Consider the following 23226-nt stretch of genomic DNA (forward strand, 5'->3'; position numbering starts at 1 on the left):
TGCAGCGCGAATGGATGGCGAGGGGAAGAGGGAGGCGGCGGGGGACCCGAGGGGGGTAGAGGAGGTCCGCCCGCCGCCTGCACAGTCCGGTGCCCCCTGAGGAGGGGGAAAGGGCACCGTCCAGTGCGACCGAGATGTGCCTGCCGGGCCCCGATCCCAAGACCCCGAACACGAGGAAGTGCAACGCCCGGCAACGGGGGCGATGGTGGCAACATATCGTTGCAACTTCGTGCAACGGCGGCGCGCGGCGCGCCTTATGTAACAGGCCATGGAACCTGCCCCGCATATCCTGGTCGTGGACGACGACCGCGAGATCCGCGAACTGCTGTCGCGCTTCCTGGAAAAGCAGGGCTTCCGCGTCACCGCGGCCCGCGAAGCGCGGGAAGCCCGGCGCGCCTGGCCGCTGGGCCGCTACCACCTGGTGATCCTGGACCTGATGCTGCCGGGGGAATCCGGGCTGGACTTCGCCCGCTGGCTGCGCGGGCAGTCCGACGTGCCGATCGTGATGCTCACCGCCATGGGGGAGGAAACCGACCGCATCGTCGGGCTGGAGCTGGGCGCCGACGACTACGTCGCCAAGCCCTTCAACCCGCGCGAGCTGCTGGCGCGCATCCGCGCCGTGCTGCGCCGCGCGTCCGGCGAGGGCGCCGCGCCCAAGGACCCGCCGGCCAAGGCGGTGCGCTTCGCCGGCTGGACGCTGGAACCCGCCCGCCGCCGCCTGCTCAACCCCGATGGCGCCGAGGTGCCGCTGACGGGCGGCGAATACGAGCTGCTGACCGTGCTGGTGGAACGGCCCAACCGCGTGCTGACCCGCGACATGCTGATGGACCTGCTGCGCGGCCGGCAGGCCGGGCCCTTCGACCGCGCCATCGACGTCGCGGTGTCGCGCCTGCGTCGCAAGCTGGAGGATGACGGCCGCAACCCCAGCCTGATCAAGACGGTGCGCGGCGGCGGCTACGTGCTGGCAGCGAGCGTCGAGCGGGCGGCGTGACGCCGCCGGAAGCGACGGGCCGCGGCGGCCGGGGGGCGGAAGGCTGGGACGGGCGCGGCCTCGGCCAGCCGGCCGGGCGCCCGTCGCCGCATCCGGCGGACCAGGGCCTGGCCCGGCCGGTGGCCGACCCCGCGGCCTGCGTCGCGGCGCGGCATGTCGGGTCCGGCCTGCGGCGGCTGCTGCCGCGGTCGCTCGCGGCGCGCACGGCGCTGTTCCTGCTGCTGGGGCTGATGGTGGTGCAGGCGGCGGGGCTGACGATCCACGCGCTGGACCGGGTGGACCTGCAGCGCATCGCCCAGGCGCGCGAGATTTCCTCCCGCGCCTTCGTGCTGTGGCGCGGGCTGCTGAACGCCCCGCGCGAGCGCCGGCCGCTGATCATGGACGGGCTGGACCTGCCCGAGGGGCTGGAAGCCGAGCTGGCCGACGAGCCCAGCGCGCGCGGCAGCATCGACCCGCCGCCGGAGGAGCTGCTGCGCCTGCTACGGCTGGAAACCCTGCTGGGCGCGCCGCCCCGCCTGCGCCCGCGCGAGGTGATCGCCGGCAGCGGCCGTGCCGGGCGGCTGCTGGTGTCGCTGCGCCTGCCCGACCCGGGCGAGGGGGCGGAATGGCTGAACATCCGCCTCTCGCTGCCGCCCACCCGGCCCTGGCATTCCGAAACCTTCCTGTTCTCCTTCATGCTGATGACCGCCACCGCGGCGCTGCTGACGGTGTGGGCGACGCGCCGCCTGACCCGGCCGGTGGCCGTGCTGGCCCGCGCCGCGGAAGCCCTGGGCCGCAACGTCAACGCGCCGCCGCTGCGCGAGGACGGGCCCACGGAGGTCGCCACCGCCGCGCACGCCTTCAACGTGATGGCCGAGCGCATCCGCCGCTTCGTGGGCGACCGCACGCAGATGCTGGCGGCGATCGGCCACGACCTGCGCACCCCCATCACCCGGCTGCGGCTGCGCGCCGAGTTCCTGGAGGATGACGAGCAGCGCCGGCGGATGCTCAACGACCTCGACGAGATGGAGGCGATGGTCAACGCCACCCTGGACTTCGCCCGCGACGACGCGGCGGACGAGCCCTCGGTGCCGCTGGACCTCGCCGCGCTGTGCCGCACCGTGCTGGACGAGGCCGCCGACGCCCACCCCGAGCACGGCGACAGCATCGCCTATCACGGGCCGGAACGGCTGACGGTGCGCGGCCGGCCGCGGGCGCTGAAGCGGGCACTGGCCAACTTGGTGCAGAACGCCCTGAAATACGGCGGCGCGGCGCGGGTGCGGCTGGAAGCCCCGCGTCCCGGCCTGCCCGGCAGCCGTGGCGGGGCCGCGGTGCGCCTGGCGGTGGAGGATGACGGCCCCGGCGTGCCGGAGGAATCCCAGGAAGCGGTGTTCCAGCCCTTTCGCCGGCTGGAAACCAGCCGCAACCGGGAAACCGGCGGCACCGGCCTGGGCCTGCCCATCGCGCGCAACATCCTGCGCGCCCATGGCGGCGACGTGACGCTGAGCAACCTGGGCGGCGGCGGGCTGCGGGCACTGGTGACGCTGCCGGCCTGAGCCCGAGCGGGCCGTCGGAAGCAGCAGGCCGGGGGGAAGTATCCCCCCCGGGCCCCCCTCTATTTTCGGGAGTTTTCGGGTGCGCCATGGGTCACGGGCGCACCCGAAAACTCCCAAAAGAAAGAGGGGGACCGGGGGAGTTCACTCCCCCGGCCTTCCCTGTCTCGGCTCCGTGACGTCAGGCGTCGGTGGCCCGGCGAAGCGGCAGGGCGGGTTCCACCTCCGGCGGGCTGGGCAGGGCGCACCAATGCGTGGGCTCCCAGGCATCGGGCTTGCCGCGGTGGTCCGACCAGGCCTCGCCCAGCCAGGTCCGGCCGTCCCGGCTGGGGGTGAAGCCGCCGACCCGGCCCCAGAAGGTCACGGTGATCACGTCATCCACGGCGGACCAGCCCAGGAAGCGCGTGCCGTCCTTGGGCGCCGTCTCGATTCCCTGCCAACTCACGTCGCGTCGTTCCCCTCATGGGTGCCCAGGCTTTTGCCGGCAACCACAATTGACGGTTGCTTCGTGCTCCGCAAGTTCGTTCACAAAGTGGCGAGAACTTAACCCTGCCAGGGCAGGCGGAGCGGTTTCCGCCGGCATGCCCGGGGAGCAGCCCGGCCTCACCCGGGGCGGCGCAGCACGTCCAGGCGGTACAGGTCGTTGCGCGAATCCGAGACGGGCTGCAGCCCGGCCGCCGCTTGCAGGAAGCTGTTCACCGCCTCGTCGCCCACCAGCGGATAGGCGGGGTCGGTTTCTGGCAGCCAGTGCACCAGCACGCAGTCGCCCCCGGGCTGCAGCGCCTCCGTGGTCAGGGCGGCGAGGCGGCGGAGGTCGTCATGGCCGAAGTAGTAGAGCACCTCCGAGATCAGGATCAGGTCGAAGCGCCCTTGCGGCCATTGTTCCGGCACCCGCGCGGTGCGCACCTCCGCCCCTGGAAAATCCGTCACCCGCGACCGCGCTTGCACCACGGCCGCTTCCGCCGCGTCCAGCGATAGCAGCCGGTCGCAGCGCGGCGCCAGCATCGCCGTCAGCACGCCGATGGAGCAGCCGATCTCCAGCGCCGAGGCGTAGCGCGGCCGCGGCAAGGCTTCCAGCGTGGCGGCGTATTTCTCGTGCTCGTAGGGGTTGGTGGCGAAGTGGTAGGGGTCCGGGTTCTGCGCGTAGAGCTCGTCGAAGTAGCTGTCCGGCAGGGAGGCGGTGGGGCGGCTGCTCATGGCGTGGCTTCCAGGAAGATCTCGGTCGGGCGCAGCAGCACGGACAGCACCTCCGGCGAGAGCATGAAGCCTTCCGGGTCGTCGTCGATCAGCCGCGTGGTCTGGGAACGATGCGCGGCCACCGCCCGTTGCTTGGCCGGCAGCTGTTCCTCGATGGGCAGCTGCCCGCCCCGAGGCGGCCCCGGCAGCTGGCGCGGCGGCAGCGGGCCGATGGCGGGATACAGGTGCCGCCAGCCCCAGACGGGATAGAAGAATAGCCGGGTCGCCAGTTCCCGCGCCACCGCCTCGGCCATGGCCGCGGTGGCGACGTGGTCGGGATGCGGGTCCAGCCCCCAGGTGGACAGGATCGCCGCCGGCGCCGGGTCGCGCCGCGCCAGGTTGGCGATCGCTGCCACCGCCGCCTCGAAGCCCGGGCCGTCATGCGGCACGGCGCCGTCGGGCAGGCCCAGGAACACCAGGTGCTCCGGCCCCAGCCCCAGCTCGCGCAGCGCCGCCACGGTTTCCGCCTGCCGCAGCGCCCGCAGCCGCTCCGGCGGATGGCTGCGGGAATTGGGGTGGGAGGCGGCGCCGTCCGAGATCACCACCACCCGCACCGGCCGCCCCGCCGCGGCCAGCTGCGCCAGCAGGCCGCCGCAGCCCAGGGATTCGTCGTCGGGGTGGGGGGCCAGCACCAGCACCCCCTCGGCGCCGTCGCGGGGCGGAAACAGCGCCTCCAGTTCCAGCACCGGCAATTCTTCCGCGGCGCGCAGGAAATCCGCCGCGTCCACCATTCTCATGCCTCAGCTCCCCGTGGGATCGCCCCACTGGTCCCCCACGGGACGGGCCATCCCCAGGCCGAACGCGGCAGCGCTGCAAAGGGCACCGTCGGGAAAGGGCTGGCGCAGATAGGTCGCGAGGTCGCGGGCCATGCGCTCGATCGGGTTGGGGCTGAGAAAGGCGGGCAGCCCCACCGAGCGCTGCACCAGTTCCAGCACGTCCAGCGCCGCGCGCTCCACCGCGCCGCGCGCCAGGTTGACGTAGGCGACTACTTCCTCGGTCGGCCGGTCGCCGCCTTCCGCCACGGCGGCGGCGGACACCACCCAGAGCCGCGCGGTTTCCGCCGCCGTCAGCACGCTGCCCAGGCGCCCCTGCTGGTGCGCGTCGCCGCCGCGCCCGGTGCGGTTGAGGTGGGCGCGCAATGCCTCGGCCAGGGCTTCCAGCCCGCCCAGCTGCACCGCCAGGAAGCGCCAGGCGCCGCCGGAAAAGCCGGGCTGGCGGAGGTAGTCCCCCGGCTCGCCCAGCACCGCCTCCTGCCCCAGGGTGAGGCCGGTGAACTCCACCGTGCCGGTGCGGGACGGGCCCATGCCCGTGGGGGCCCAGTCCGACAGGTCGGCGCGGTCGGTGTCGCGCGGCAGCGGCACCAGCAGCATGCGCGGCGGGGCGCCCGCCGCCGTGGCGGTGACCAGGGCGCGTTCCACCAGCCCGGCGCCGGAACAGTAGATCTTGCGCCCGCGCAGCCGGAAGCGCGCGGGTTCCGCCGCGCCGTCCAGCGGGTCCAGGTGCAGCCCGGCCGGGTCGCCGCTGTTCCACACGCCGAACAGCCGCCCCGCCGCGCAGTCCGCCGCCGCCGTTTCGCGCTGTTCCGGCGTGCCGTACTCGGCCACCAGCCGCAGGGCGTTGACGTGGCCCTCCCACAGCCGGCCCAGCGGCAGGCTGGCGCGGCCCAGCAGGCGCAGCGCGTCGCGCAGCGCCGGGGCGGCCGCGGCCTCGTTGCCCCAGCCCAGCCCGCCCAGGTCGCGCGGCAGCGGGGCCTGCAGCAGGCCGGCCCGGTGCAGCGCTGCCACCGCCGCTTCCGGCTGTTCGTCGGACCGGTCCAGCGCCGCCGTTTCGGCCAACAGGGTCGGCAGCAGGTCGCGCAGCGCATCGAGGGTGCTGGCATGGCCGGGAACGGGCAGGGGGGAAAGGTGGTTCATGCCGGTCCGATCGCGTCTCAGAACAAGGGTCGGGCATCACATGGGCATGATGTCCAACTCGGTAACCCGGGCTTCCGGTGGTTGTTGCAGCGCAAAGAGCAGCGCTTCCGCCACGCTGGCCGGTTCCAGGAAGCGCTCGCCGCGCTCGCGCCGGGCGCGCTTGTCCGCCGCGTCGTCGGGACCGAAATCGGTCAGCGTGCCGCCCGGCAGCACGGAACAAACGCGGATGTTGTGCCGGTGCAGCTCCATCGACAGGGCCCGCATGAAGCCCAGCAGGCCCCATTTGCTGGCGACGTAGCCGGCCAGGCCCGGCATCGCCCCGCGGCTCAGCTCCGAACCCACGGCCAGCACGTGCCCGCCGCCGCGCGCCCGCAGGTGGGGAATGGCGGCGCGCACCAGCAGGAAGGTGCCGCCCAGGTTGACCTCCAGCATCCGGCACCAGTCGGCGTAGGCGAAATGCTCCACCTCCCCCACCAGGCCCAGCGCGGCATTGGCCAGCACCGCGTCCAGCCCGCCGCCCCATTCCGCCGCCCGCGCCGCGGCCTGCGCCACGAAAGCCTCGTCGGTGATGTCGCCGGGCAGTGCCAGGGCGCGGCCGCCGGCGGCCTCGATCCCGCGCACCACCTCCTCCAGCAGGGCCTCGCGGCGCGCCAGCAGCGCCACGGCCGCGCCCTCGCGCGCGAAGAGTTCCGCCGCGGCGCGGCCGATGCCGCTGCTCGCCCCGCTCAGCAGGATGGTCTTGCCCCTTAGCCGCATCGCCCTTGCTCCCTGCCGATGGCTGCTTGCTTCGGCAGTGTAGGGGGTGCTGCCTGGCCCCGGGAGGGAGAAGGAATTCTCCCTCCCGGACCCTCCCTCATCTTTTTTCGGGAGGCTGCCGCGGGCTGGGTGGGAGGGGCGGGCACTTCGCGCCCCCGGAAGCTTGTGATCTGGGCAGCGTGGGCGGACGGGGCCGTCGCCGGAGGGCGTGGCCCTCCGGCGCGCCGGACGTTTCAACGAAGACCGCGGCAGCACCCCGACAAAAGATGAGGGGGAGGGTCCGGGAGGGGAAGAATTCCTTCTCCCCCTCCTGGCACCACCAGCCGCATGGTGTTCAGGCCGGAACGTGCTGCGAGTAGTGCGCCACGAAGCGCGCGCAAACTTCCGTCAGCGCCTCGCACAGCGCGGCACCCGTCTCGGCCGAGCACAGGGTCGGGTCGCCGGCGCCGATGCCGTCGGGCGAGGTGGCGTCGTATTCCAGGGGCAGGTCCACCTCCACGCCCTCGAACTCGCCCTTGGCCCAGCCGGTCAGCGGGATGTCCAGGAAGGAGCCGCGCGGCGGGCGGGAGCCGGAGGCGGGGATCATGTCGTGGCGCACGAAGTCGGGGAACAGGTGCATCCCCAGGCTGGTCAGCGGGTCGGCGCCGTGCGAGCGGCTGCGCTTCACCACCTCCGGCCCGACGATCCTGGTCAGCAGCGGGTTGGCGATCTTCCACAGGTACAGGCTGGGCACCACGGTGCCCTTTTCCAGGAACAGCTTGCGCGTCACGTCGTAGACCGGGCCGACATTGCCGCCGTGGCCGTTGATGACGATCAGCCGGGTCTGGTCGTGCCGGATCAGGCTGCCGAGCATGTCGGCGATCACCGCGCGCAGCGTGTCCTGGCCGATGGCGATGCCGCCCGGCATGGCGCCGAAATAATCCGCGCCGCCGAAGGGCAGCACCGGCGCCACCAGGGTTTCCGTGCCGCGTTCCGTGGCGCGCAGCGCGATCAGCTCGGCCATCTTCTCGGCCAGCAGGTAGTCGCCCATCTGGGCGTGCGGGCCCTGTTCCTCGTGGCTGCCCATGGGCAGCAGGATCACCGGCTTGCGGGCCAGGATTTCCCGCGCCTCGTTGCCGGTCAGGCTGCCCATGTGGACCTTGGGCGTCGTGCTGGTCACCACGTCAGGAAAACTCCTCCGAAAGGATGGCGCGCGGCGCGGGGGCGTCGCGGCGAGAACAGGCAGCGCGCGGAACGGGCGCGGTCGCGTCGCGCGTGCCGCCGGGAGGTGGTGACCGGCCGGCGGTACGGTGGGCTTCCGTCACCGCCGCCGTCACGCAAGCTCCTCTGCCCGGATGCAGGCCACGGCGCGGGCTTCGCCGGCGGGGCGCAGTTCCGGCACGGCTTCGGCGCAGCGCGGCTGGGCATGTGCGCAGCGGGTGCGGAACACGCAGCCCGAGGGCGGGTCGGTGGGGCTGGGCGGGTCGCCGGGCAGGATGATGCGCTGCACGCGGCGGGCGGCGTCCAGCCGCGGCGTGGCCGAGAGCAGGGCGCGGGTATAGGGGTGCGAGGGCGCGGCGAAGACCGCCTCGGCCGGGCCGTTCTCCACCACCCGGCCAAGATACATCACCAGCACGCGGTCGCAGAGGTGCCGCACCACCGGCAGGTCGTGCGAGATGAACAGCAGTGCCAGCCCCAGCTCCCGCTGCAGCCCGGCCAGCAGTTGCACCACCTGCGCCTGGATGGACACGTCGAGCGCCGAGACCGGCTCGTCCGCCACCAGGAAGTCCGGGCCGGTGGCCAGGGCGCGCGCGATGCCGACGCGCTGGCGCTGCCCGCCGGAGAACTCGTGCGGAAAGCGCGCTGCGTGGCTGGGGTCCAGCCCGACCTGGGACAGCAGCGCCGCCACCCGCGCCGGGCGCGCGGCCGCCGGCAGCAGCCCGTGGATCGCCAGGCCGTCGGCGATCTGCGCCCCGACCCGGCGGCGCGGGTCCAGGCTGCCGTAGGGGTCCTGGAACACGATCTGCATCCGCCGCCGCAGCCGCCGCCATTCCGCGCGGGACGCGCCGGTCAGCGGCGCGCCGTCGAAGCGCACGGCCCCGGCGGTGGGCGGGATCAGCCCCAGCAGCAGCCGGCCCAGCGTGCTCTTGCCCGAGCCGCTCTCGCCCACCACGCCCACCGCCTCGCCGCGCCGCACCGACACGTCGAGGTCGCGCACGGCCTGCACCGGCGCGCGGCGGCGGAACATGCCGCCGGAGGAGAAGCTCTTGCTCAGCCCGCTGGCCTCCACCAGCGCACCCGCGGGGGGCGGTGCGCCCGTCGCGGCGGAGGCGGCACCGGCGACTTCCGGGCTCGCCGGCGGCGCGGCGGCGCTCACGCGGCGGCCTCGGCGCCGGTGGGTCGCAGCTCGGCCCAGCGGATGCAGCGCACGCTGCGGCCGGGACCCGCTTCCTCCAGCGGCGGCGGCCCCGCCTCGCAGGCCGGGCGGGCATGGGCGCAGCGCGGCGCGAAGCGGCAGCCCACGGGAAAGGCGAGGGGCGAGGGCACCACGCCGGGGATGCCGGTGGGCTCGTGGTCGCCTTCCGGCACGGCGGCCAGCAGGGCGCGCGTGTAGGGATGCAGCGGCGCGCCGAACACCGCCGCGACGTCGCCCTGTTCCACCACCTGGCCCGCGTACATCACCGTGACGCTGTCGGCGATCTCCGCCACCACGCCGAGGTTGTGGGTGATGAACACCAGCGCCGTGCCGGTCTCCCGCTGCAGGTCGGCCAGCAGGTCCAGGATCTGCGCCTGCACGGTGACGTCCAGCGCCGTGGTGGGTTCGTCCGCGATCAGCAGCTGCGGGCGGTTGGCCAGCGCCATGGCGATCATCACGCGCTGCCGCATGCCGCCGGACATTTCGTGCGGAAAGGCGCGCAGCCGGCGTTCCGGGTCGGCAATGCCGACGCGGCGGAACAGCGCCAGGGCGCGGGCGCGCGCTTCGGCGGCGGACACCCGCGCATGCGCCCGCACGGCTTCCGCCACCTGGTCGCCCACGCGGTGCACGGGGTTCAGGCTGCTCATCGGATCCTGGAACACCATCGCCATCGGCCCGCCGCGCAGCCGGCGCAGCGCCGGTTCCGGCAGGCGCAGGAGGTCGCGGCCGGCGAACCAGGCCGCGCCCGCCGCCACGCGCGCCGCCGGCGGTAGCAGGCCCATGACCGCCGTGGCCGTCACCGACTTGCCCGAGCCGCTCTCGCCCACGACCGCCAGCGTTTCCCCCGCGCGCACCCGCAGCGACACGTCCTGCACCGGGCGGATCGGGCCGCGGGGCGTGGCGATCTCCACCGTCAGGCCGCGCACCTCCAGCACCGTTTCCTCGCTCGCCGCGGGCGGCGGCAGCAGGCCGGGCAGCAAGCGGTCCACGGGGCGCAGCCGCACGCGGGCGCCGGGAGTCCGGGGATCCACCCAGTCGCGCAGCGCGTCGCACAGCAGGTTCATCGCCAGGATGGTCAGGCACAGCGCCAGGCAGGGCCAGAGCAGCAGCAGCGGCGCCTGGTCCATGGTGGTGCGCGCGCCGCGGATCATCAGCCCCCAGGAGGGCGAGGGCGGCACCACGCCCAGCCCCAGGAAGCTCAGCCCGCTTTCCAGCACCACGGCCGAGGCCACCGCCAGCGACAGCTGCACCAGCACCGGCCCGGCGATGTTGGGCAGCACCGTGCGCAGCAGGATGCGCCCCGTCGGCGCGCCCAGCGCCCGCACCGCCTCCACGTAGTCGTGGGAGCGGGCCGACAGCACCTCGGCGTAGGTGACGCGCACGAAGCCCGGCAGGTACAGCACGCTCAGCACCAGGATCAGCGTGCCCGCCCCCGGCCCCAGCAGCGTCACCACCAGCAGCGCCAGCAGCACCGGCGGGAAGCACAGCACCACGTCGGAGGTCCGCACCGCCAGGAACTCGCCGAAGCCGCGGAACCAGCCGCCCAGCAGCCCCAGCGTCGTGCCCACCACGCCCGCGATCGCCGCCGAAGCGAAGGCCACCGCCAGGCTGGTGCGCGCGCCCCAGACCAGCCGGCTGAACACGTCGCGCCCGAACTCGTCCCGCCCCAGCGGCGAGCCCGCCATCGTTCCCGTCAGCCGCCGCCCGATGTCCTGCCGCACCGGGTCCGGCAGGCCCAGCACCGGCGCCAGCACCGCCAGCAGCACGATGACCGCCACGATCGCGCCGGGGATCGCGAGGCGTTTCATGGCGTTGCGCCCGTGGCTCGCAGGGGGCTCTGCCCCCTGCACCCCCGCCGGGGACCTAGGAGGTCCCCGGACCCCGCCGTGAGTTGGCTCTGTGTGGGGAGTGTGTCACTTCGCGGGCGTAGCCGCCGCGAAGTGACACACTCCCCACACAGAGCCAAACTTTTACGAATGGGAGGTCCAGGAACATCAGGTTCCTGGCAGGGGAGCGCGAGGGGGCAGAGCCCCCTCGTGGGCCACGAGCGCAACGCCTCGCTCACGCCGCGCGGACCCGCGGGTCGAGGGCGGCGTAGAGCAGGTCCATGGCGAGGTTGATCAGCAGGAACAGGGCGGAGATCACCAGCACGATGCCGACCACCATCGGGTAGTCGCGCGCTTCCACCGCGCGCAGCAGCGGCGTGCTGAGGCCGGGCCAGTTGAAGACGTATTCCACCAGCACCGTGCCACCCAGCAGCGTGCCCATGTGCAGGCCCAGCACGGTCAGCACAGGGGTCAGCGCGTTGCGCACGACGTGGTGCACCAGCACGCGGCGCGGCGTCAGCCCCTTGGCGTGGGCGGTGCGCACGAAGTCGCGGCTCAGCGCGTCCAGCACGGAAGCCCGCGTCATGCGGAACACCACTGCGGACAGGCCCTTGGCGATGGCCAGCGCCGGCAGCGCCAGCAGCGTCAGGTGCTGGCCGGGGTTCTGCGCCAGGGCGACGTAGCCGCCCGCCGGCATCCAGCGCAGCTGCAGGGCCAGCACCAGCACCAGCAGCGTGCCCACCACGAAGACCGGCACCGCCAGCAGCAGCGCCGCGAGGCCGGAAGCCACGCGGTCGAACACCCCGCCGCGATGCAGGGCCGCGTAGGTGCCGGCGGGCAGGGCGATGGCCACGGCGATCAGCGTGCCGGCCAGGATCAGTTCCAGTGTGCGCGGCAGGCGCAGCGCGATCTCGTCCAGCACGGGGTATTCGTCCACCAGCGAGGTGCCGAGGTCGCCGCGTACCACGCCGCCGAGGAAATCGCCGTACTGCACCAGGATCGGGCGGTTCAGCCCGAGCCGCTCGCGCAGCTCCTCGACGATGGCGGGATCGGGGGCGATGCCGCTGCCCGACAGCAGCAGCTCCGCCGGGTCGCCGGGCACCAGGTGCAGCGCCATGAACACGATGGTCGCCACCACCCACACCAGCAGCAGCGACACCCCGATCCGGCGCAGCAGCCAGCGCATCAGCGGATCGACACGTATTCCAGCATCGCGCCGGAGGAGGTGGTCAGCGCGCCGGGCAGGTTGGTGAAGCCTTCCACCTTCCTGTCGAAGCCGTAGCCCTGCGAGCGCCAGGCGAGGCCCACCAGCGGCACCTCCTCCAACGCCGCGCGCTGCATGTCCTTGTAGATCTCCACGCGCTTGGCCTGATCGAACTCCGCCCGGCCGCGCGCCAGGGCGGCGGTGGTGCGCGGCGCCGAGAGCCGGAAGGAGCGGCTGAAGGTCGGCGACAGGCTGGGGTCCATGATCACCGTCAGCCCGTCGGGGTCGTTGTTCTCGGCGGACACGCCGTGGATGGCGATCTCGTACTGGCCGTTGGTGCCCATGGTGGTGCGGGTGGACCAGTCCGGCAGCCGCAGCTCGCACTGGATGCCCACGGCCGCGAGGTGCTGCTGCACCACCTCCGCCGTGTCCTTGTGCATGCCGAACTGCGCGGTGGCCAGCATCACCGTGCTGAAGCCGTTGGGCACGCCCGCTTCCGCCAGCAGCGCCTTGGAACGCGCCGGGTCGTAGTTCCAGCCGCGCGCCAGCTCCGCATCGTACCAGGGCGTGCCTTCCACGATGGGCACGCCTTCCAGCGGCTTGCCGCGGCCGAAGAAGGCGGCCTTGACGATGTCCTCGCGCTTCACGGCGTGCGCCACGGCGCGGCGGACGCGGGCGTCGGTGAAGGGGCCGCGGGCACCGTTGAACAGGATGTCCATGAAGGGGCCTTCCACGGCGTCCAGCTTCAGCCGCGGATCGGCCTCCACCGCGTCCATGGACTGCCAGGGCACGTACTCGATCATGTCCACGTCGCCCGACTGCAGCGCCGCGGCGCGCAGGTTCTCGTCGGCGTAGACGATGAACTTGATGCCCTGCAGCTTCGGGTGGCCGGGCTTCCAGTAGCGGTCGAAACGCACGAGGTCGAGCGAGGTGCCGCGCTCCTGGCCCGTCAGCCGGAAGGGGCCGGCGCCGACCGGTGCGTTGGCCGGCGACTTCCGCCAGATGATCGACATGTTGTAGTTGGCGAACCAGGTCGGCAACGTCACCAGCGGCTCCTTGGTGACGAAGCGCACGGTCTGCGGGTCGGGGATCTCGATCCGCTCCACCGCCTGGAACTGGCCGCGCATATAGGCGGTGGAACGTTCGCCGGCGATCTGCTCGATCGTCCACTTCACGTCCTCGGCCGTCACTTCCTCGCCGTTGTGGAACAGCACGCCCCGGCGCAGCTTGAACACCCAGGCGCCGTCCGCCTCGCGCGACCAGGACTCCGCGATCTCGCCCTGCAGCTCGCCCTTGCTGTTGTAGCTCACCAGCGAACGGTGGATCAGCATCTTCACCGTGCCGGCGGACGCGCCGGTGCTGACCCAGGGCTGCAGGTTGGGCGGAAAGGCCGAGAGCCCGTAGCGCAGCACGCCCGGCTGCGCCTGCGCCCGCGCGGGGTGCCGCAGCGCCGGCAGCAAGGCGCCGGCACCGAGCAGGGCGCCCAGTAGCGGGCGGCGTCGCGTGGGCAGGGTCATGCGCGAACACTCCGGGAAAGGGGTGGGCGGGACGGGGGTGTGCCGGAACCTCGCCGCAGGCGCCTGGCCCGGGCGGGCTGCGCGCCGCCACGGCCCGCCGCATGCGAAGCAAGGCCGGGGGCGGGCAGCGACGAGGCGGTCACGGCAACACCTCCTGATCTCCGGCGAAGGGTGGCGAGGCTGTCATGCCGACCGGAGGGCTGCAAGGCGTGTGCCGGCGGGCGGGGCAGCGGCGCGGCGGCAAACCTGCCGTCCCGCCACCCGTTGCTGGTGGGGCGCCCCGGCGCGCGGTGTGGAACAGGGAAGAACCGGCATGGACGAGACGATGCTGCGCCACGCGCGCCACCGGGTGAATGGGGTGGAACTGGCGGCTGTGGAGGCCGGGCCGCACGACGGGCCGCTGGCCATCCTGCTGCACGGCTTCCCGGATTTCTGGTGGGGCTGGCGGCACCAGATCGGCCCGCTCGCCGCCGCAGGGTATCGCGTGCTGGTGCCGGACCAGCGCGGCTACAACACCAGCAGCAAGCCCTTCGGCATCAGCCAGTACCGGCTCGACGCGCTGGTGGGGGATGTGGTTGGCCTGGCCGATGCGCTCGGCCACGAACGCTTCCGGCTGGTCGGGCACGACTGGGGCGGCATCGTCGCCTGGGGCACCGCCCTGCGTCATCCCGGTCGGGTCGAGCGGCTGGCGGTGATCGACGCGCCGCACCCGCAGGTCTGGAGCACGGTGGCGCTGCGGCACCCCACCCAGGCGCTGCGCAGCACCTATGTCGCGCTGTTCCAGCTGCCCTTCTTTCCCGAGATGCTGCTGCGCGCCGGTGGCTTCGCCGCCCTGTCCCGCGCCCTGAGCGGCAGCGCCCGCCCCGGCATGTTCAGCCCCGACGACCTGGAACGCTATCGCCGGGCCTGGTCGCAGCCCCGCGCGCTGACCGCCATGCTGAACTGGTACCGCGCCCTGCGCTTCCCCGCTCCCGGCCTGCCGTCACGGGTGCGGCCGCCGGCGCTGGTGATCTGGGGCGGCCGCGACAGCTTCCTGGAACCGGCCATGTTCCGCGCCAGCCTCGCCCTGTGCGACCGCGGCGAGAGCCTGTTCCTGGAGCACGCCACCCACTGGGTGCACCTGGAAGAAGCGGCCACCGTCAACGCCGCGCTGCGCCGCTTCCTGGGGCCGGCCTGATCGGGGCTCGGTTTGCGCCGGGGTTTGCTGACGTTGGCCAGGGGCGCTGCCCCTGGGCCCCGCCGGGGAGTTTAAACTCCCCGGACCCCACGATGAGCGCTCCGCGAGGAGGGGCTTACGACCAGCGTTCCGCCAAGGGCCTGACCTGTCCCGAAGCCCCTCCTCGCGGAGCGCCAAATGAGGTCGAGGAGCCTAAGCTCCTCGCGGGGGCTCCAAGGGGGCAGCGCCCCTGGCCAACGTCAGCAAACCCCGGCGCAACCGAGCCCCGATTAGGCCTGCTTCAGTTCGATCAGGGAGCGGCGGACCTTGCGGCCGCGTTCGATGCGGTCCTCGATGAATTCCGCCTCGCCGCGGCGGACGGCGCGGCCCAGGGCCTGGGCGTCCTCGGTGAAGCGCGCCAGCATTTCCAGCAGCGCCTCGCGGTTGTTTAGGAAAATGTCGCGCCACATCGACACATCCGAGGCGGCGATGCGCGTGAAGTCGCGGAAGCCCGAAGCGGCGAAGCGCAGCACGCCTTCGGGCGTTTCCTGCGCTAGGTCGTCCGCCGTGGAGCAGATGGTGAAGGCGATCAGGTGCGGCAGGTGCGACACGATGGCCACTACCTTGTCGTGGGTGGCGGCGTCCATGCGCTCCAGCAGGGAACCGGCGCGGCGCCACAGCTCGGCGACCTTGTCCACCGCGGCGGGGTCGGCGCCGGGCGGCGGCGTCAGGATGCACCAGCGGCCCTGGAACAGGGCGGAGAAGCCGGAATCCGGACCCGAATGTTCCGTGCCCGCCATGGGGTGGGACGGCACCAGTGACACGCCGTCAGGCAGCAGCGGCAGCAGGTCGCGCAGCACGCTGCCCTTGGTGCTGCCCACGTCGCTGAGGATGCAGCCGGGGGCGAGGTGGGGCGCGATCTCGCGCATCACCCCGGCATAGGCGCCCACGGGGATGCACAGGATCACGCCGTCGCAGCCCTGCACGGCGCGGGCGGGGTCGGCTTCCACCACGTCGGCCAGGTCCAGCTCGCGCACCCGCGCCAGCGTGGCCTCGGTCTTGGCGCTGACCACCAGAGTGCGGGCGATGTCGCCGCGCTCGCGCGCCAGACGGGCGATGGAGGAGCCGATCAGGCCGACCCCGATCAGGCACAGCCGCTCGAACAATACGGGGCCGCGCGGCGCGGCGCCGGAGGCTGGCCCGGTGGCCTCGACGAGGTCAGCCATGGGCCGCTTCGGCGACCGGGTGCGCCTCGGTGGTGGCGGGGTTGCCCTGCGCGAAGGCGGAGAGGGCGTCCACCACCATTTCGCATTCCTCGCCGGTGCCGACGGTGATGCGCAGGCAGCGCGGCAGGCCGTAGCCGCCCATGGCGCGCACGATCAGCCCGCGGGAGCGCAGGTGCGCGTCGGCGGCGGCGGCGCGCTCGGGCGAGCCGAAATCGGCCAGCACGAAATTGCCCTGGCTGGGCTGCACGCGGATGCCCGCGGCTTCCAACCCGGCGGAAAGCCTGGCGCGCCATTCCGTGTTGTGCGCCACGCTCTTCTCGATCCAGCCCGGTTCAGACAGCGCGGCGATGCCAGCGGCCATGACGGCGCTGTTGAGGTTGAAGGGGCCGCGCACGCGGTTCAGCACGTCCACCACCGCCGGCGACGCGTAGGCCCAGCCCAGCCGCATCCCGCCCAGGCCGTAGATCTTGGAGAAGGTGCGCGTCATCACCGTGTTGCCGGGGCTGCTGTCCACCAGCCTGGCGCCGGCGTCGTAGCCGGGATCGGTGACGTATTCGGCGTAGGCGCTGTCCAGCACCAGCAGCACGTTGTCGGGCAGCTCGCGCCGCAGCCGCGCCAGCTCGGCCTGCGACATCAGCGAGCCGGTGGGGTTGTTGGGGTTGGCCAGGAACATCAGCCGCGTGCGCGGGCCCACCGCGGCGAGCAGCGCGTCCACCTCGGTGACGAGGTTGGGCTCGGGCACCTTGATGATGCGGCAGCCGGCCCAGGTGCCGGTCAGCTCGTACATCTGGAAGCCGTAGGCGGACATGATCAGCTCGGTGCCCTCGCCGCCATAGGCAAGGATCAGCATGGCCAGCAGCTCGTCCGAGCCGTTGCCGCAGACGATGCGCTCGGGGTCCAGGCCGAAGCGCTGGCCGATCGCCGTGCGCAGCGCCGTGGCGCCGCCATCGGGGTAGCGGTGCGCGCCCAGCGCGGCTTCCGTGATCGCGGCGACCGCCGAGGGCGGCGGGCCGAAGGCGCCCTCGTTGGAGGACAGCTTCACGATCCGGTTCACGCCGGGGATCTTGGACTCGCCGCCCTTGTAGGGCTCGACCGCGAAAATGGAGGGGCGGGGCGTCACGGGCATGGGGGAAGCATCTCCGGCTCGGCAAAGGCGCCCAGCACCTCGGCGCGCAGGGTGGACAGCCGTGGGTCGCCCGGCTCGACGAAGCCCGCCACCTCCGCCAGGGCGGCGCCCTGGGGTGAGGGCGAGCCGCCATGCGGGGCGGCGCCGCGCTGCAGGATCAGGCGCAGCGGCGCCAAGCCCGCCGCGGACAGGGCCGCGATCAGCCCGTCGCGCGACAGCGCCGGGCCGTGTTCCAGCCGCAGCAGGGAGCGGTCGCGCCCGGTGGGGTCCGGGGCGCCGGCGGAGATGGCCAGCGCCGCCGGGCCGCGTCCGCCGGGGGCCACCAGGAAGGGCAGGGCCGCCACCACGCGCAGCCGCGGCGCGTCGAGCGAGGGCCACCAGGCTGCCCCCGGCGCCTCGCCGTCCTCGGGCGCGCCCAGCACGGCCACCGCCGCTTCCCCCGCCGACAGCGCGGCCAGCGCGCGGGCCGGGGTGGCGTGGACGCGCAGCGGCGTGTCCAGGCCGAAATGCGCCCGGGCCAGCGCCAGCACCGGGCTGTCCGGCTGCGCTGCCTGCACGGCGACGGAAAAGCCGCCCTGCTGCGCCAGGGAGGCCGCGATGATCTCCCGCCACACCCGCAGCAGCGTGCCGGGCGGCAGGGGGCCGCCGTGGCGCGCCAGCAGCCGGCGCAGGATCAGCGCCTCGCGCCCCGGGCGGAAGGAGCCGCCCGACCCCGCCTTGATCCGCGCGGCGGCCATGCGCCCGGTGATCGCGGCGCGGCGCATCAGCAGGTCGTGCAGCGCGTCGTCCACCGCGTCGATCTCCGCCCGCAGGGCGGCGAGGTCCGGGGGCGGGGCGTCGGAAGGGGGGGGGTCGGACATGGCGGGCGATCCCCCTTAGAGCGCCCGCCGGTTCGCGCCAAGGCTGCGCGCCCGCCGGCCGGGGCGGGTCAGGGCCGCAGGCGCCACACCGTGACCTCGCGCCGGTCGCGGTCTTCCAGCTCGCGCGTCACGGGAACGCTGAAGCGGTGCAGGGCCTCCAGGCCGTCGCGCGGCAGGTAGGCGCGGCCGGGATCGGCGATCCAGACCTCCGCCCCGCCCGCGGCCAGGGCGCGCAGCCAGGGCAGGATGTGGCCGGTCATCGGCGCCTCGTAGCAGACGTCGCCGGCCAGGATCAGGTCCCAGCGCCCGGGCTGCCCCACCGCGTCGTCGCCCAGCACCCGCACCGCGGCGCCGTTGTGCCGGGCATTCAGCCGGATGGCGGCGCAGGCCAGCGGGTCGATCTCCGCCGCCTCGACGTCGGCGGCGCCGGCCCGGGCGCAGGCGATGGCGGCCAGCCCGCCGCCGGCGGCGAAGTCCAGCACCCGCTTGCCGGCCGCGGCGGCCGGCGCATCCAGCAGCCGCCGCGCCAGGGCCTGGCTGCCCGGCCAGGCGAAGGCCCAGAAGGGCGGTTCCACCCCTTCGGCGCGCAGCCAGTCCTCCGTCGCCTGCCAGATCGGGGTGATGGCGGTGGCGAGGTACAGCTCCACCTCCGGCACCAGCGCGGGGCGCGCCAGGGCGGTGTGCGCGGCCACGAAGGCTTCCGCCTCGGCGTCGCTGCGCGGGAGTGCCCCGCTCACAGCCGGCCCAGCAGCAAGGCCAGCGCCACGGCCAGCCCGACCTCGCGGTTGGACCTGAACAGCGTCAGGCACAGTTCGGGATCGTCCATGCGGAAGCGCAGCACCTGCCGCAGCAGCAGCGCCGCCGGCAGCAGCAGGGCCGGCAGGAACGGCCAGCCCAGCCCGCCCAGCCATCCCGCGGCCGCCAGCAGCGCCAGCATCCCGGCATACACCGCGGCCAGGAAGGGCCGCGTCCGCTCCCCCAGCGCCAGGGCGGAGGAGCGCACGCCGACGATGGCGTCGTCCTCGCGGTCCTGGTGCGCGTAGATCGTGTCGTAGCCCAGGATCCACAGCAGCCCCGCCGCCCAGAGCAGCAGCCCCGGCGCGGCGATGTCCCCCGTGGCCGCCACCCAGCCCATCGGCGCCGCCCAGGAGAACACCACCCCCAGCGCCGCCTGCGGCCAGTCCGTCACCCGCTTGGCCAGGGGATAGAGCGCGATCGGCACGATCGACAGCACCCCCCACAGCACCGCCGCGCGGTTCAGCTGCAGCAGCACCAGCAGCCCGACGGCGCAGAGCGCCGCCAGCCAGACCAGCGCGCCGCGCGGCGTCACCGCGCCCGAGGCCAGCGGCCGCCCGGCGGTGCGCGTCACCTGCCGGTCCAGGTCGCGGTCCCACAGGTCGTTCACCACGCAGCCGGCGCCGCGCATGGCCACCGCGCCGACCGCGAACAGCAGGGTGAGCCGCAGCCCGGTTTCCCAGTCCGGCGCCGCGATTGCGAAGGCCCAGGGCCCGGGCAGGAACAGCAGCCAGGAGCCGATCGGCCGGTCCAGCCGCGCCAACAGGGCGAAGGGCCGCAGCGTGGCGGGCAGGCGCGCCACCCAGCCGCCGCTGCGGATATCCGTGTGCCCGTCCATGCGCGCCCTTTCCCCGTGTCGCCCAGCCGTGCCCGCAGCCCGGACCACCGCGGCCGTGCGCCCCGCGGGGGCCGCCCGCGCCGTTTTCCCCCCTGGGGTCCGCCGCCACGGGCAGCGGGCTCGGGAAGCGCCGCCGGGCGCGCCGTGCTACCACCCCGCACCGCCGCTGTCCCGCCACCCCTGCACCGCCCCGGCCCATGACCATTCCCCGACTCTTCACCGAGCACGACCTGCGCGAGGGCGCGGAGATCGAGGCCCTGCCCGGCCAGGGCCGCTACCTCGGCCAGGTGCTGCGCCGCGGCCCCGGCGACCCCGTGCTGCTGTTCAACGGCCGCGACGGCGAGTTCGCCGCCGAGGTCGCGGCCGTGCGCAAGGACCAGGCGCGCTTCCGCCTTGGGCACCGGACGCGCCCGCAGCCCGCCCCCGGCGGCCCGCGCCTGCTGCTCGCCGCCCTGAAGCGCGAGGCGATGGAATGGACGGTGGAAAAGGCCACCGAGCTGGGCGTCGCCGCCATCCTGCCGGTGCTGGCCACCCGCTGCGTCGCCACCGCCGCCAACCTGTCCCGCCTGGAGCTGGTGGCGCGGGAAGCGGCCGAGCAGTGCGAGCGCCTCGACCTGCCCGCCCTGTCCGAAGCCGCGCCGCTGCATGCCGCGCTGGACCGCTGGGCGCGCGAGGGAGAGGGGCACCCGCCGCCGGTGTTCCTGGCCGCCGAGCGCGGCGCCGCCCCCGGCCTCGCCCAGGCCCTGGCCGCGCATCCCGCCCCCGCCGGTGCCGGGTTGCTGATCGGCCCCGAAGGCGGCTTCACGGGGGCGGAGCTTGACGCCCTGCGGCGCCGTCCCTTTGTTGTGCCCGTCGCCCTCGGGCCGCGAATCTTGCGGGCCGAAACGGCGGCGGTGTCGGGGCTGGCGGTTCTGCAGGCCTGCTGCGGCGACTGGGCCGGCAGCCGGGCCTGAGAAGCCGCCTTTCCGCGAAGCCGTTTGAACCCATCCCCCCGGGGATCGCGCGAACCCCCCGCGCGGTGCCCGAGCCTTCCGGGGGCCGCAGCCACGCGGCCCGCGAGCACCCCCCGCGAACCGCCCCGGCGCGGCTTTCGCGCGCATCACGGAACCCGACGCATGTCCAATCCCGGCGACGCCGATCCGACGCCGATCCGCGACCTGCGCCAGCTCGCGGAATGGTTCGCCGCCGGCTCCAAGCCGCGCGACGCCTGGCGCGTCGGCACGGAGCACGAGAAGTTCGGCTTCCGCCGCAGCGACCTGCGCGCGCCGGAATACCAGCCGGACACGCCCGGCGAGAGCGGCATCCGCGCCATCCTGGAAGGGCTGGCCGCCAAGGGCTGGGAGCCCATCCTGGACCGCGGCAACCCGATCGGCCTGACCCGCAACGGCGCCTCCGTGTCGCTGGAGCCGGGCGGGCAGTTCGAGCTGAGCGGCGCGCCGCTGGCCGACCTGCACCAGGTAGAGGCCGAGCTGGCCGACCACCTGCGCGACACCGCCGCCGTGGCGGGGCCGCTGGGCATCGCCTTCGCGCCGCTGGGCTTCCACCCGCTGGCCCGGCGCGAGGACATGCCCTGGATGCCCAAGCAGCGCTACGCGATCATGCGCGACTACATGCCGCGCGTGGGCGAGATGGGCCTCGACATGATGCTGCGCACCTGCACCGTGCAGTGCAACCTTGACTTCGGCGACGAGGCCGACATGGTCGAGAAGCTGCGCCTCAGCCTGAGCCTGCAGTCCCTGGCCACCGCGCTCTGGGCCAATTCCCCCTTCCGGGAAGGGCAGGACACCGGCTTCCAGACCCTGCGCGGCGACGTGTGGAGCAAGACCGACCCCGACCGCACCGGCATCCCGGCGGTGGTGTTCGAGGAAGGCTTCGGCTTCGAGCGCTTCGTCGGCCACGTGCTGGACGTGCCGATGTACTTCGTGATGCGCGACGGCGCCTTCGTGGACGCCACCGGGGTGAGCTTCCGGCACTTCATGGCGCATGGCCTGCCCGGCCGCCCGGAAATCCACGCCACGGTGGGCGATTGGGCCGACCACGTCACCACCGTGTTCACCGATGTCCGCCTCAAGCGTTTCCTGGAAATGCGCGGTTCCGATGTCGGGTCGCCGGCCATGATGGTGGCGCAGCCCGCCTTCTGGGTCGGGCTGCTCTACGACGACGCGGCGCAGAAGGCCGGGCTGGAACTGGTGCGGGGCTGGGACATCGAATCCCTGCGGGCCCTGCGCGCCGCCGTGCCCCGCCAGGGGCTGGAGGCCAGGATCGCCGGCCGCGAGCTGCGCGAGGTGGCGCGCGACGCCCTGGCCATCGCGCGCGGCGGGTTGCGCGCCCGCGGCCAGGGGGAGGAGCGCTTCCTCGATCCGCTGGACGCCATTGCCGAGAGCGGCATCACCCAGGCCTCCCACTGGCGCCAGCGCCTCCACACCGCCTGGGGCGGCGACGTGTCGCGCATCTTCGCCGAAGCCGAGGTCTAAGGCCTTCGCTCCGGGTTGGTGGAACAGGGTGGTCCGGGGGGAAGTATCCCCCCGGACCCCCTTCTATTTTCGGGAGTCTTGGGGCGCGCCCGTGGCCACCGGGGCCCCTTTCACTCCCGAAAAAAGGAGGGGGACCGGGGGAGTTCACTCCCCCGGCCTTCTGCCCCATCCGGTCAGGACATCAGCCCGAAGGCGCGGGCGACGGCGGTATCGTTGCGGGCACGTTCCGCCCTAAGCTCCCCGGCGGGGGCCGCGATGCGACCAGGCGCACCCCCGCGAGCCACAGAATCCGCCACGGGCCCAGCGGCCCGGCAAAGGGGCGGGCGAGGGGGAGATGGAACGGATGCGGACACCGCGGATGACGCGTCGAGCGGCCCTGGCCGTGGCGGGGCTGGGCCTCGGCCGGCCCTTTATCGGCTCGGCCCATGCGCAGGAGGGCTGGCCGGCGCGGGTCAACCTCCTGGTGGGCTTCGCGCCGGGGGGCTTCGCGGACAGCTTCGCGCGCCTTCTCGCCAACCGGTTGACCGAGCGGCTGGGCCGCACCGTGACGGTGGAGAACCGAGCCGGCGCCGGCGGCAACATCGCGGCGGGGGCGGCGGCGGCGGGGCCGGCCGACGGGTCCGTGCTGCTGGTCACCACCACCGCGCTGGCGGTGAACCCGGCCCTGTATGCCGGGCGGTTGGGCTATGCCATGGACCAGCTGCTGCCCGTGGCGATCCCCGCCGCCCTGCCGGAGCTGCTGGCGACGCATCCCAGCCGTCCCTCCGCCAACCTGGCCGAATACCTGGACTGGGCCCGCAAGCAGCCGGAGATCACCCTGGCCAGCGGCGGCGTCGGCACCGGGTCGCACATCACGGCGGAATACTTCTTCCGCCAGCTCGCGGGCGTGCGTGCCATCCACGTGCCCTATCGCGGCGGCGCCCCCGCCGTGCAAGCGGCCATGAACGGCGAGGTGGATGCCGTGGGAAGCTCGCTGCAAGGCGTTTCGCAGGTGCAGACGGGCGCGCTGCGCGGCCTGGCCGTGGCCAGCGCCGCCCGCAACCCGTTGCTGCCCGACGTGCCGACCTACGAGGAAGCGGGCTTTCCGGACTTCCAGGCCTCCTCCTGGGTGGGCGTGTTCCAGCCCGCCCGCGCCGGCAAGGCCCTGGCCGCCCGGCTGAGCGTGGAGGTCAACGCCGCCATGACCGACCCCGCCCTGGCCGAGCCGCTGCGCCGCCAGGGCCACGACATCACCCTGCGCGACTTCGAGGCCACCCGCGCCTTCCTGGACGCCGAACTCGACCGCTGGGGCAGCATGGTCCGCACCATCGGCGCCACCGCGGCGGACTGATCCCGGCCGGGTGTGCTGGGGTTTCGCCTCGGGGTGGTTGGTCTGGGTGGC

Annotated in this window: 21 protein-coding genes; 6 read left to right on the forward strand and 15 right to left on the reverse strand. The window is 73.9% G+C overall.

Going from position 1 to position 23226, the window contains the following annotated elements; genetic code table 11:
* Positions 1–268: 268 nt before the first annotated feature.
* Positions 269–991, forward strand: a complete 723-nt coding sequence (locus ACLIBK_RS05460; RefSeq protein WP_415386217.1) for a response regulator — start codon at positions 269–271, stop codon at positions 989–991.
* Positions 988–2526: an ATP-binding protein gene (locus ACLIBK_RS05465; protein ID WP_415386218.1), complete on the forward strand. Its 1539-nt coding sequence runs from the start codon at positions 988–990 to the stop codon at positions 2524–2526. Before ACLIBK_RS05460 ends, ACLIBK_RS05465 begins: the two co-directional genes overlap by 4 nt.
* Positions 2527–2704: 178 nt before the next feature.
* Here ACLIBK_RS05465 and ACLIBK_RS05470 read toward each other — a convergent pair whose 3' ends face one another.
* From ACLIBK_RS05470 to ACLIBK_RS05515, 10 genes are all read right to left on the reverse strand, one after another.
* Positions 2705–2968 (reverse strand): DUF551 domain-containing protein, encoded by a 264-nt coding sequence (locus ACLIBK_RS05470; RefSeq protein ID WP_415386219.1) that lies wholly within the window; start codon positions 2966–2968, stop codon positions 2705–2707.
* A 158-nt stretch (positions 2969–3126) separates the two neighbouring features.
* Complete coding sequence (locus ACLIBK_RS05475) at positions 3127–3720, reverse strand: class I SAM-dependent DNA methyltransferase (RefSeq protein WP_415386220.1); 594 nt, start codon at positions 3718–3720, stop codon at positions 3127–3129.
* On the reverse strand, positions 3717–4496 hold the full coding sequence (locus tag ACLIBK_RS05480; protein WP_415386221.1) for a PIG-L deacetylase family protein: 780 nt from the start codon (positions 4494–4496) through the stop codon (positions 3717–3719). Before ACLIBK_RS05480 ends, ACLIBK_RS05475 begins: the two co-directional genes overlap by 4 nt.
* Before the next feature lie 3 nt (positions 4497–4499).
* Positions 4500–5672: an acyl-CoA dehydrogenase family protein gene (locus ACLIBK_RS05485; RefSeq protein WP_415386222.1), complete on the reverse strand. Its 1173-nt coding sequence runs from the start codon at positions 5670–5672 to the stop codon at positions 4500–4502.
* A gap of 36 nt (positions 5673–5708) precedes the next feature.
* Positions 5709–6428 (reverse strand): SDR family oxidoreductase, encoded by a 720-nt coding sequence (locus tag ACLIBK_RS05490; protein ID WP_415386223.1) that lies wholly within the window; start codon positions 6426–6428, stop codon positions 5709–5711.
* 334 nt (positions 6429–6762) lie between these two features.
* Complete coding sequence (locus tag ACLIBK_RS05495) at positions 6763–7590, reverse strand: creatininase family protein (RefSeq protein ID WP_415386224.1); 828 nt, start codon at positions 7588–7590, stop codon at positions 6763–6765.
* A gap of 150 nt (positions 7591–7740) precedes the next feature.
* Entirely contained in the window at positions 7741–8655 is a 915-nt protein-coding gene (locus tag ACLIBK_RS05500; RefSeq protein ID WP_415386249.1) for an ABC transporter ATP-binding protein, read from the reverse strand.
* A 125-nt stretch (positions 8656–8780) separates the two neighbouring features.
* On the reverse strand, positions 8781–10631 hold the full coding sequence (locus tag ACLIBK_RS05505) for a dipeptide/oligopeptide/nickel ABC transporter permease/ATP-binding protein (RefSeq protein ID WP_415386225.1): 1851 nt from the start codon (positions 10629–10631) through the stop codon (positions 8781–8783).
* A gap of 253 nt (positions 10632–10884) precedes the next feature.
* The gene (locus ACLIBK_RS05510; RefSeq protein WP_415386226.1) at positions 10885–11835 is read right to left on the reverse strand and encodes an ABC transporter permease; all 951 of its coding nucleotides are present in this window, start codon (positions 11833–11835) and stop codon (positions 10885–10887) included.
* Entirely contained in the window at positions 11835–13370 is a 1536-nt protein-coding gene (locus tag ACLIBK_RS05515) for an ABC transporter substrate-binding protein (protein ID WP_415386227.1), read from the reverse strand. Before ACLIBK_RS05515 ends, ACLIBK_RS05510 begins: the two co-directional genes overlap by 1 nt.
* Positions 13371–13683: 313 nt before the next feature.
* Between ACLIBK_RS05515 and ACLIBK_RS05520 the strand changes: the two genes are divergently transcribed.
* Positions 13684–14547 (forward strand): alpha/beta fold hydrolase, encoded by an 864-nt coding sequence (locus tag ACLIBK_RS05520; RefSeq protein WP_415386228.1) that lies wholly within the window; start codon positions 13684–13686, stop codon positions 14545–14547.
* A 269-nt stretch (positions 14548–14816) separates the two neighbouring features.
* Here ACLIBK_RS05520 and ACLIBK_RS05525 read toward each other — a convergent pair whose 3' ends face one another.
* The 5 genes from ACLIBK_RS05525 to ubiA all read right to left on the reverse strand — a co-directional run bounded on the left by ACLIBK_RS05525 (position 14817) and on the right by ubiA (position 19371).
* Entirely contained in the window at positions 14817–15752 is a 936-nt protein-coding gene (locus ACLIBK_RS05525; protein WP_415386229.1) for a prephenate/arogenate dehydrogenase family protein, read from the reverse strand.
* On the reverse strand, positions 15745–16878 hold the full coding sequence (gene hisC / locus ACLIBK_RS05530) for a histidinol-phosphate transaminase (protein ID WP_415386230.1): 1134 nt from the start codon (positions 16876–16878) through the stop codon (positions 15745–15747). The genes ACLIBK_RS05525 and hisC overlap by 8 nt, the downstream gene beginning before the upstream one ends.
* On the reverse strand, positions 16869–17738 hold the full coding sequence (locus ACLIBK_RS05535; protein WP_415386231.1) for a chorismate mutase: 870 nt from the start codon (positions 17736–17738) through the stop codon (positions 16869–16871). Before ACLIBK_RS05535 ends, hisC begins: the two co-directional genes overlap by 10 nt.
* A gap of 68 nt (positions 17739–17806) precedes the next feature.
* Positions 17807–18475, reverse strand: coding sequence for a class I SAM-dependent methyltransferase (locus ACLIBK_RS05540; RefSeq protein ID WP_415386232.1), 669 nt, complete (start codon positions 18473–18475; stop codon positions 17807–17809).
* On the reverse strand, positions 18472–19371 hold the full coding sequence (gene ubiA, locus ACLIBK_RS05545; protein ID WP_415386233.1) for a 4-hydroxybenzoate octaprenyltransferase: 900 nt from the start codon (positions 19369–19371) through the stop codon (positions 18472–18474). The genes ACLIBK_RS05540 and ubiA overlap by 4 nt, the downstream gene beginning before the upstream one ends.
* 197 nt (positions 19372–19568) lie before the next feature.
* On the opposite strand from ubiA, the gene ACLIBK_RS05550 reads away from it, so the two are divergent.
* The 3 genes from ACLIBK_RS05550 (at position 19569) to ACLIBK_RS05560 (ending at position 23175) form a co-directional block, all read left to right on the forward strand.
* Positions 19569–20324 carry a 16S rRNA (uracil(1498)-N(3))-methyltransferase gene (locus tag ACLIBK_RS05550; RefSeq protein ID WP_415386234.1) on the forward strand — a complete coding sequence of 252 codons (756 nt, stop codon included), beginning with the start codon at positions 19569–19571 and terminating at the stop codon, positions 20322–20324.
* A gap of 162 nt (positions 20325–20486) precedes the next feature.
* A complete protein-coding gene (locus ACLIBK_RS05555; RefSeq protein ID WP_415386235.1) occupies positions 20487–21845 on the forward strand; it encodes a glutamate--cysteine ligase in 1359 nt (452 codons plus the stop codon).
* Positions 21846–22203: 358 nt separating this feature from the next.
* A complete protein-coding gene (locus ACLIBK_RS05560; RefSeq protein ID WP_415386236.1) occupies positions 22204–23175 on the forward strand; it encodes a tripartite tricarboxylate transporter substrate-binding protein in 972 nt (323 codons plus the stop codon).
* Positions 23176–23226: the final 51 nt, after the last annotated feature.

It is taken from the genome of Roseomonas sp. BN140053 (genome assembly GCF_047690175.1).
Lineage (GTDB): Bacteria > Pseudomonadota > Alphaproteobacteria > Acetobacterales > Acetobacteraceae > Roseomonas.

Coding starts and splice junctions, on each gene's coding strand:
- ACLIBK_RS05480 (WP_415386221.1), bottom strand. CDS start 4,496: ATGAGAATGGTGGACGCGGCGGATTTCCTGCGCGCCGCGGAAGAATTG.
- ACLIBK_RS05550 (WP_415386234.1), top strand. CDS start 19,569: ATGACCATTCCCCGACTCTTCACCGAGCACGACCTGCGCGAGGGCGCG.
- ACLIBK_RS05475 (WP_415386220.1), bottom strand. CDS start 3,720: ATGAGCAGCCGCCCCACCGCCTCCCTGCCGGACAGCTACTTCGACGAG.
- ubiA (WP_415386233.1), bottom strand. CDS start 19,371: ATGGACGGGCACACGGATATCCGCAGCGGCGGCTGGGTGGCGCGCCTG.
- ACLIBK_RS05500 (WP_415386249.1), bottom strand. CDS start 8,655: ATGTTCCGCCGCCGCGCGCCGGTGCAGGCCGTGCGCGACCTCGACGTG.
- ACLIBK_RS05560 (WP_415386236.1), top strand. CDS start 22,204: ATGACGCGTCGAGCGGCCCTGGCCGTGGCGGGGCTGGGCCTCGGCCGG.
- ACLIBK_RS05555 (WP_415386235.1), top strand. CDS start 20,487: ATGTCCAATCCCGGCGACGCCGATCCGACGCCGATCCGCGACCTGCGC.
- ACLIBK_RS05515 (WP_415386227.1), bottom strand. CDS start 13,370: ATGACCCTGCCCACGCGACGCCGCCCGCTACTGGGCGCCCTGCTCGGT.
- ACLIBK_RS05490 (WP_415386223.1), bottom strand. CDS start 6,428: ATGCGGCTAAGGGGCAAGACCATCCTGCTGAGCGGGGCGAGCAGCGGC.
- ACLIBK_RS05535 (WP_415386231.1), bottom strand. CDS start 17,738: ATGTCCGACCCCCCCCCTTCCGACGCCCCGCCCCCGGACCTCGCCGCC.
- ACLIBK_RS05485 (WP_415386222.1), bottom strand. CDS start 5,672: ATGAACCACCTTTCCCCCCTGCCCGTTCCCGGCCATGCCAGCACCCTC.
- ACLIBK_RS05525 (WP_415386229.1), bottom strand. CDS start 15,752: ATGGCTGACCTCGTCGAGGCCACCGGGCCAGCCTCCGGCGCCGCGCCG.
- ACLIBK_RS05510 (WP_415386226.1), bottom strand. CDS start 11,835: ATGCGCTGGCTGCTGCGCCGGATCGGGGTGTCGCTGCTGCTGGTGTGG.
- ACLIBK_RS05460 (WP_415386217.1), top strand. CDS start 269: ATGGAACCTGCCCCGCATATCCTGGTCGTGGACGACGACCGCGAGATC.
- ACLIBK_RS05505 (WP_415386225.1), bottom strand. CDS start 10,631: ATGAAACGCCTCGCGATCCCCGGCGCGATCGTGGCGGTCATCGTGCTG.
- hisC (WP_415386230.1), bottom strand. CDS start 16,878: ATGCCCGTGACGCCCCGCCCCTCCATTTTCGCGGTCGAGCCCTACAAG.
- ACLIBK_RS05520 (WP_415386228.1), top strand. CDS start 13,684: ATGGACGAGACGATGCTGCGCCACGCGCGCCACCGGGTGAATGGGGTG.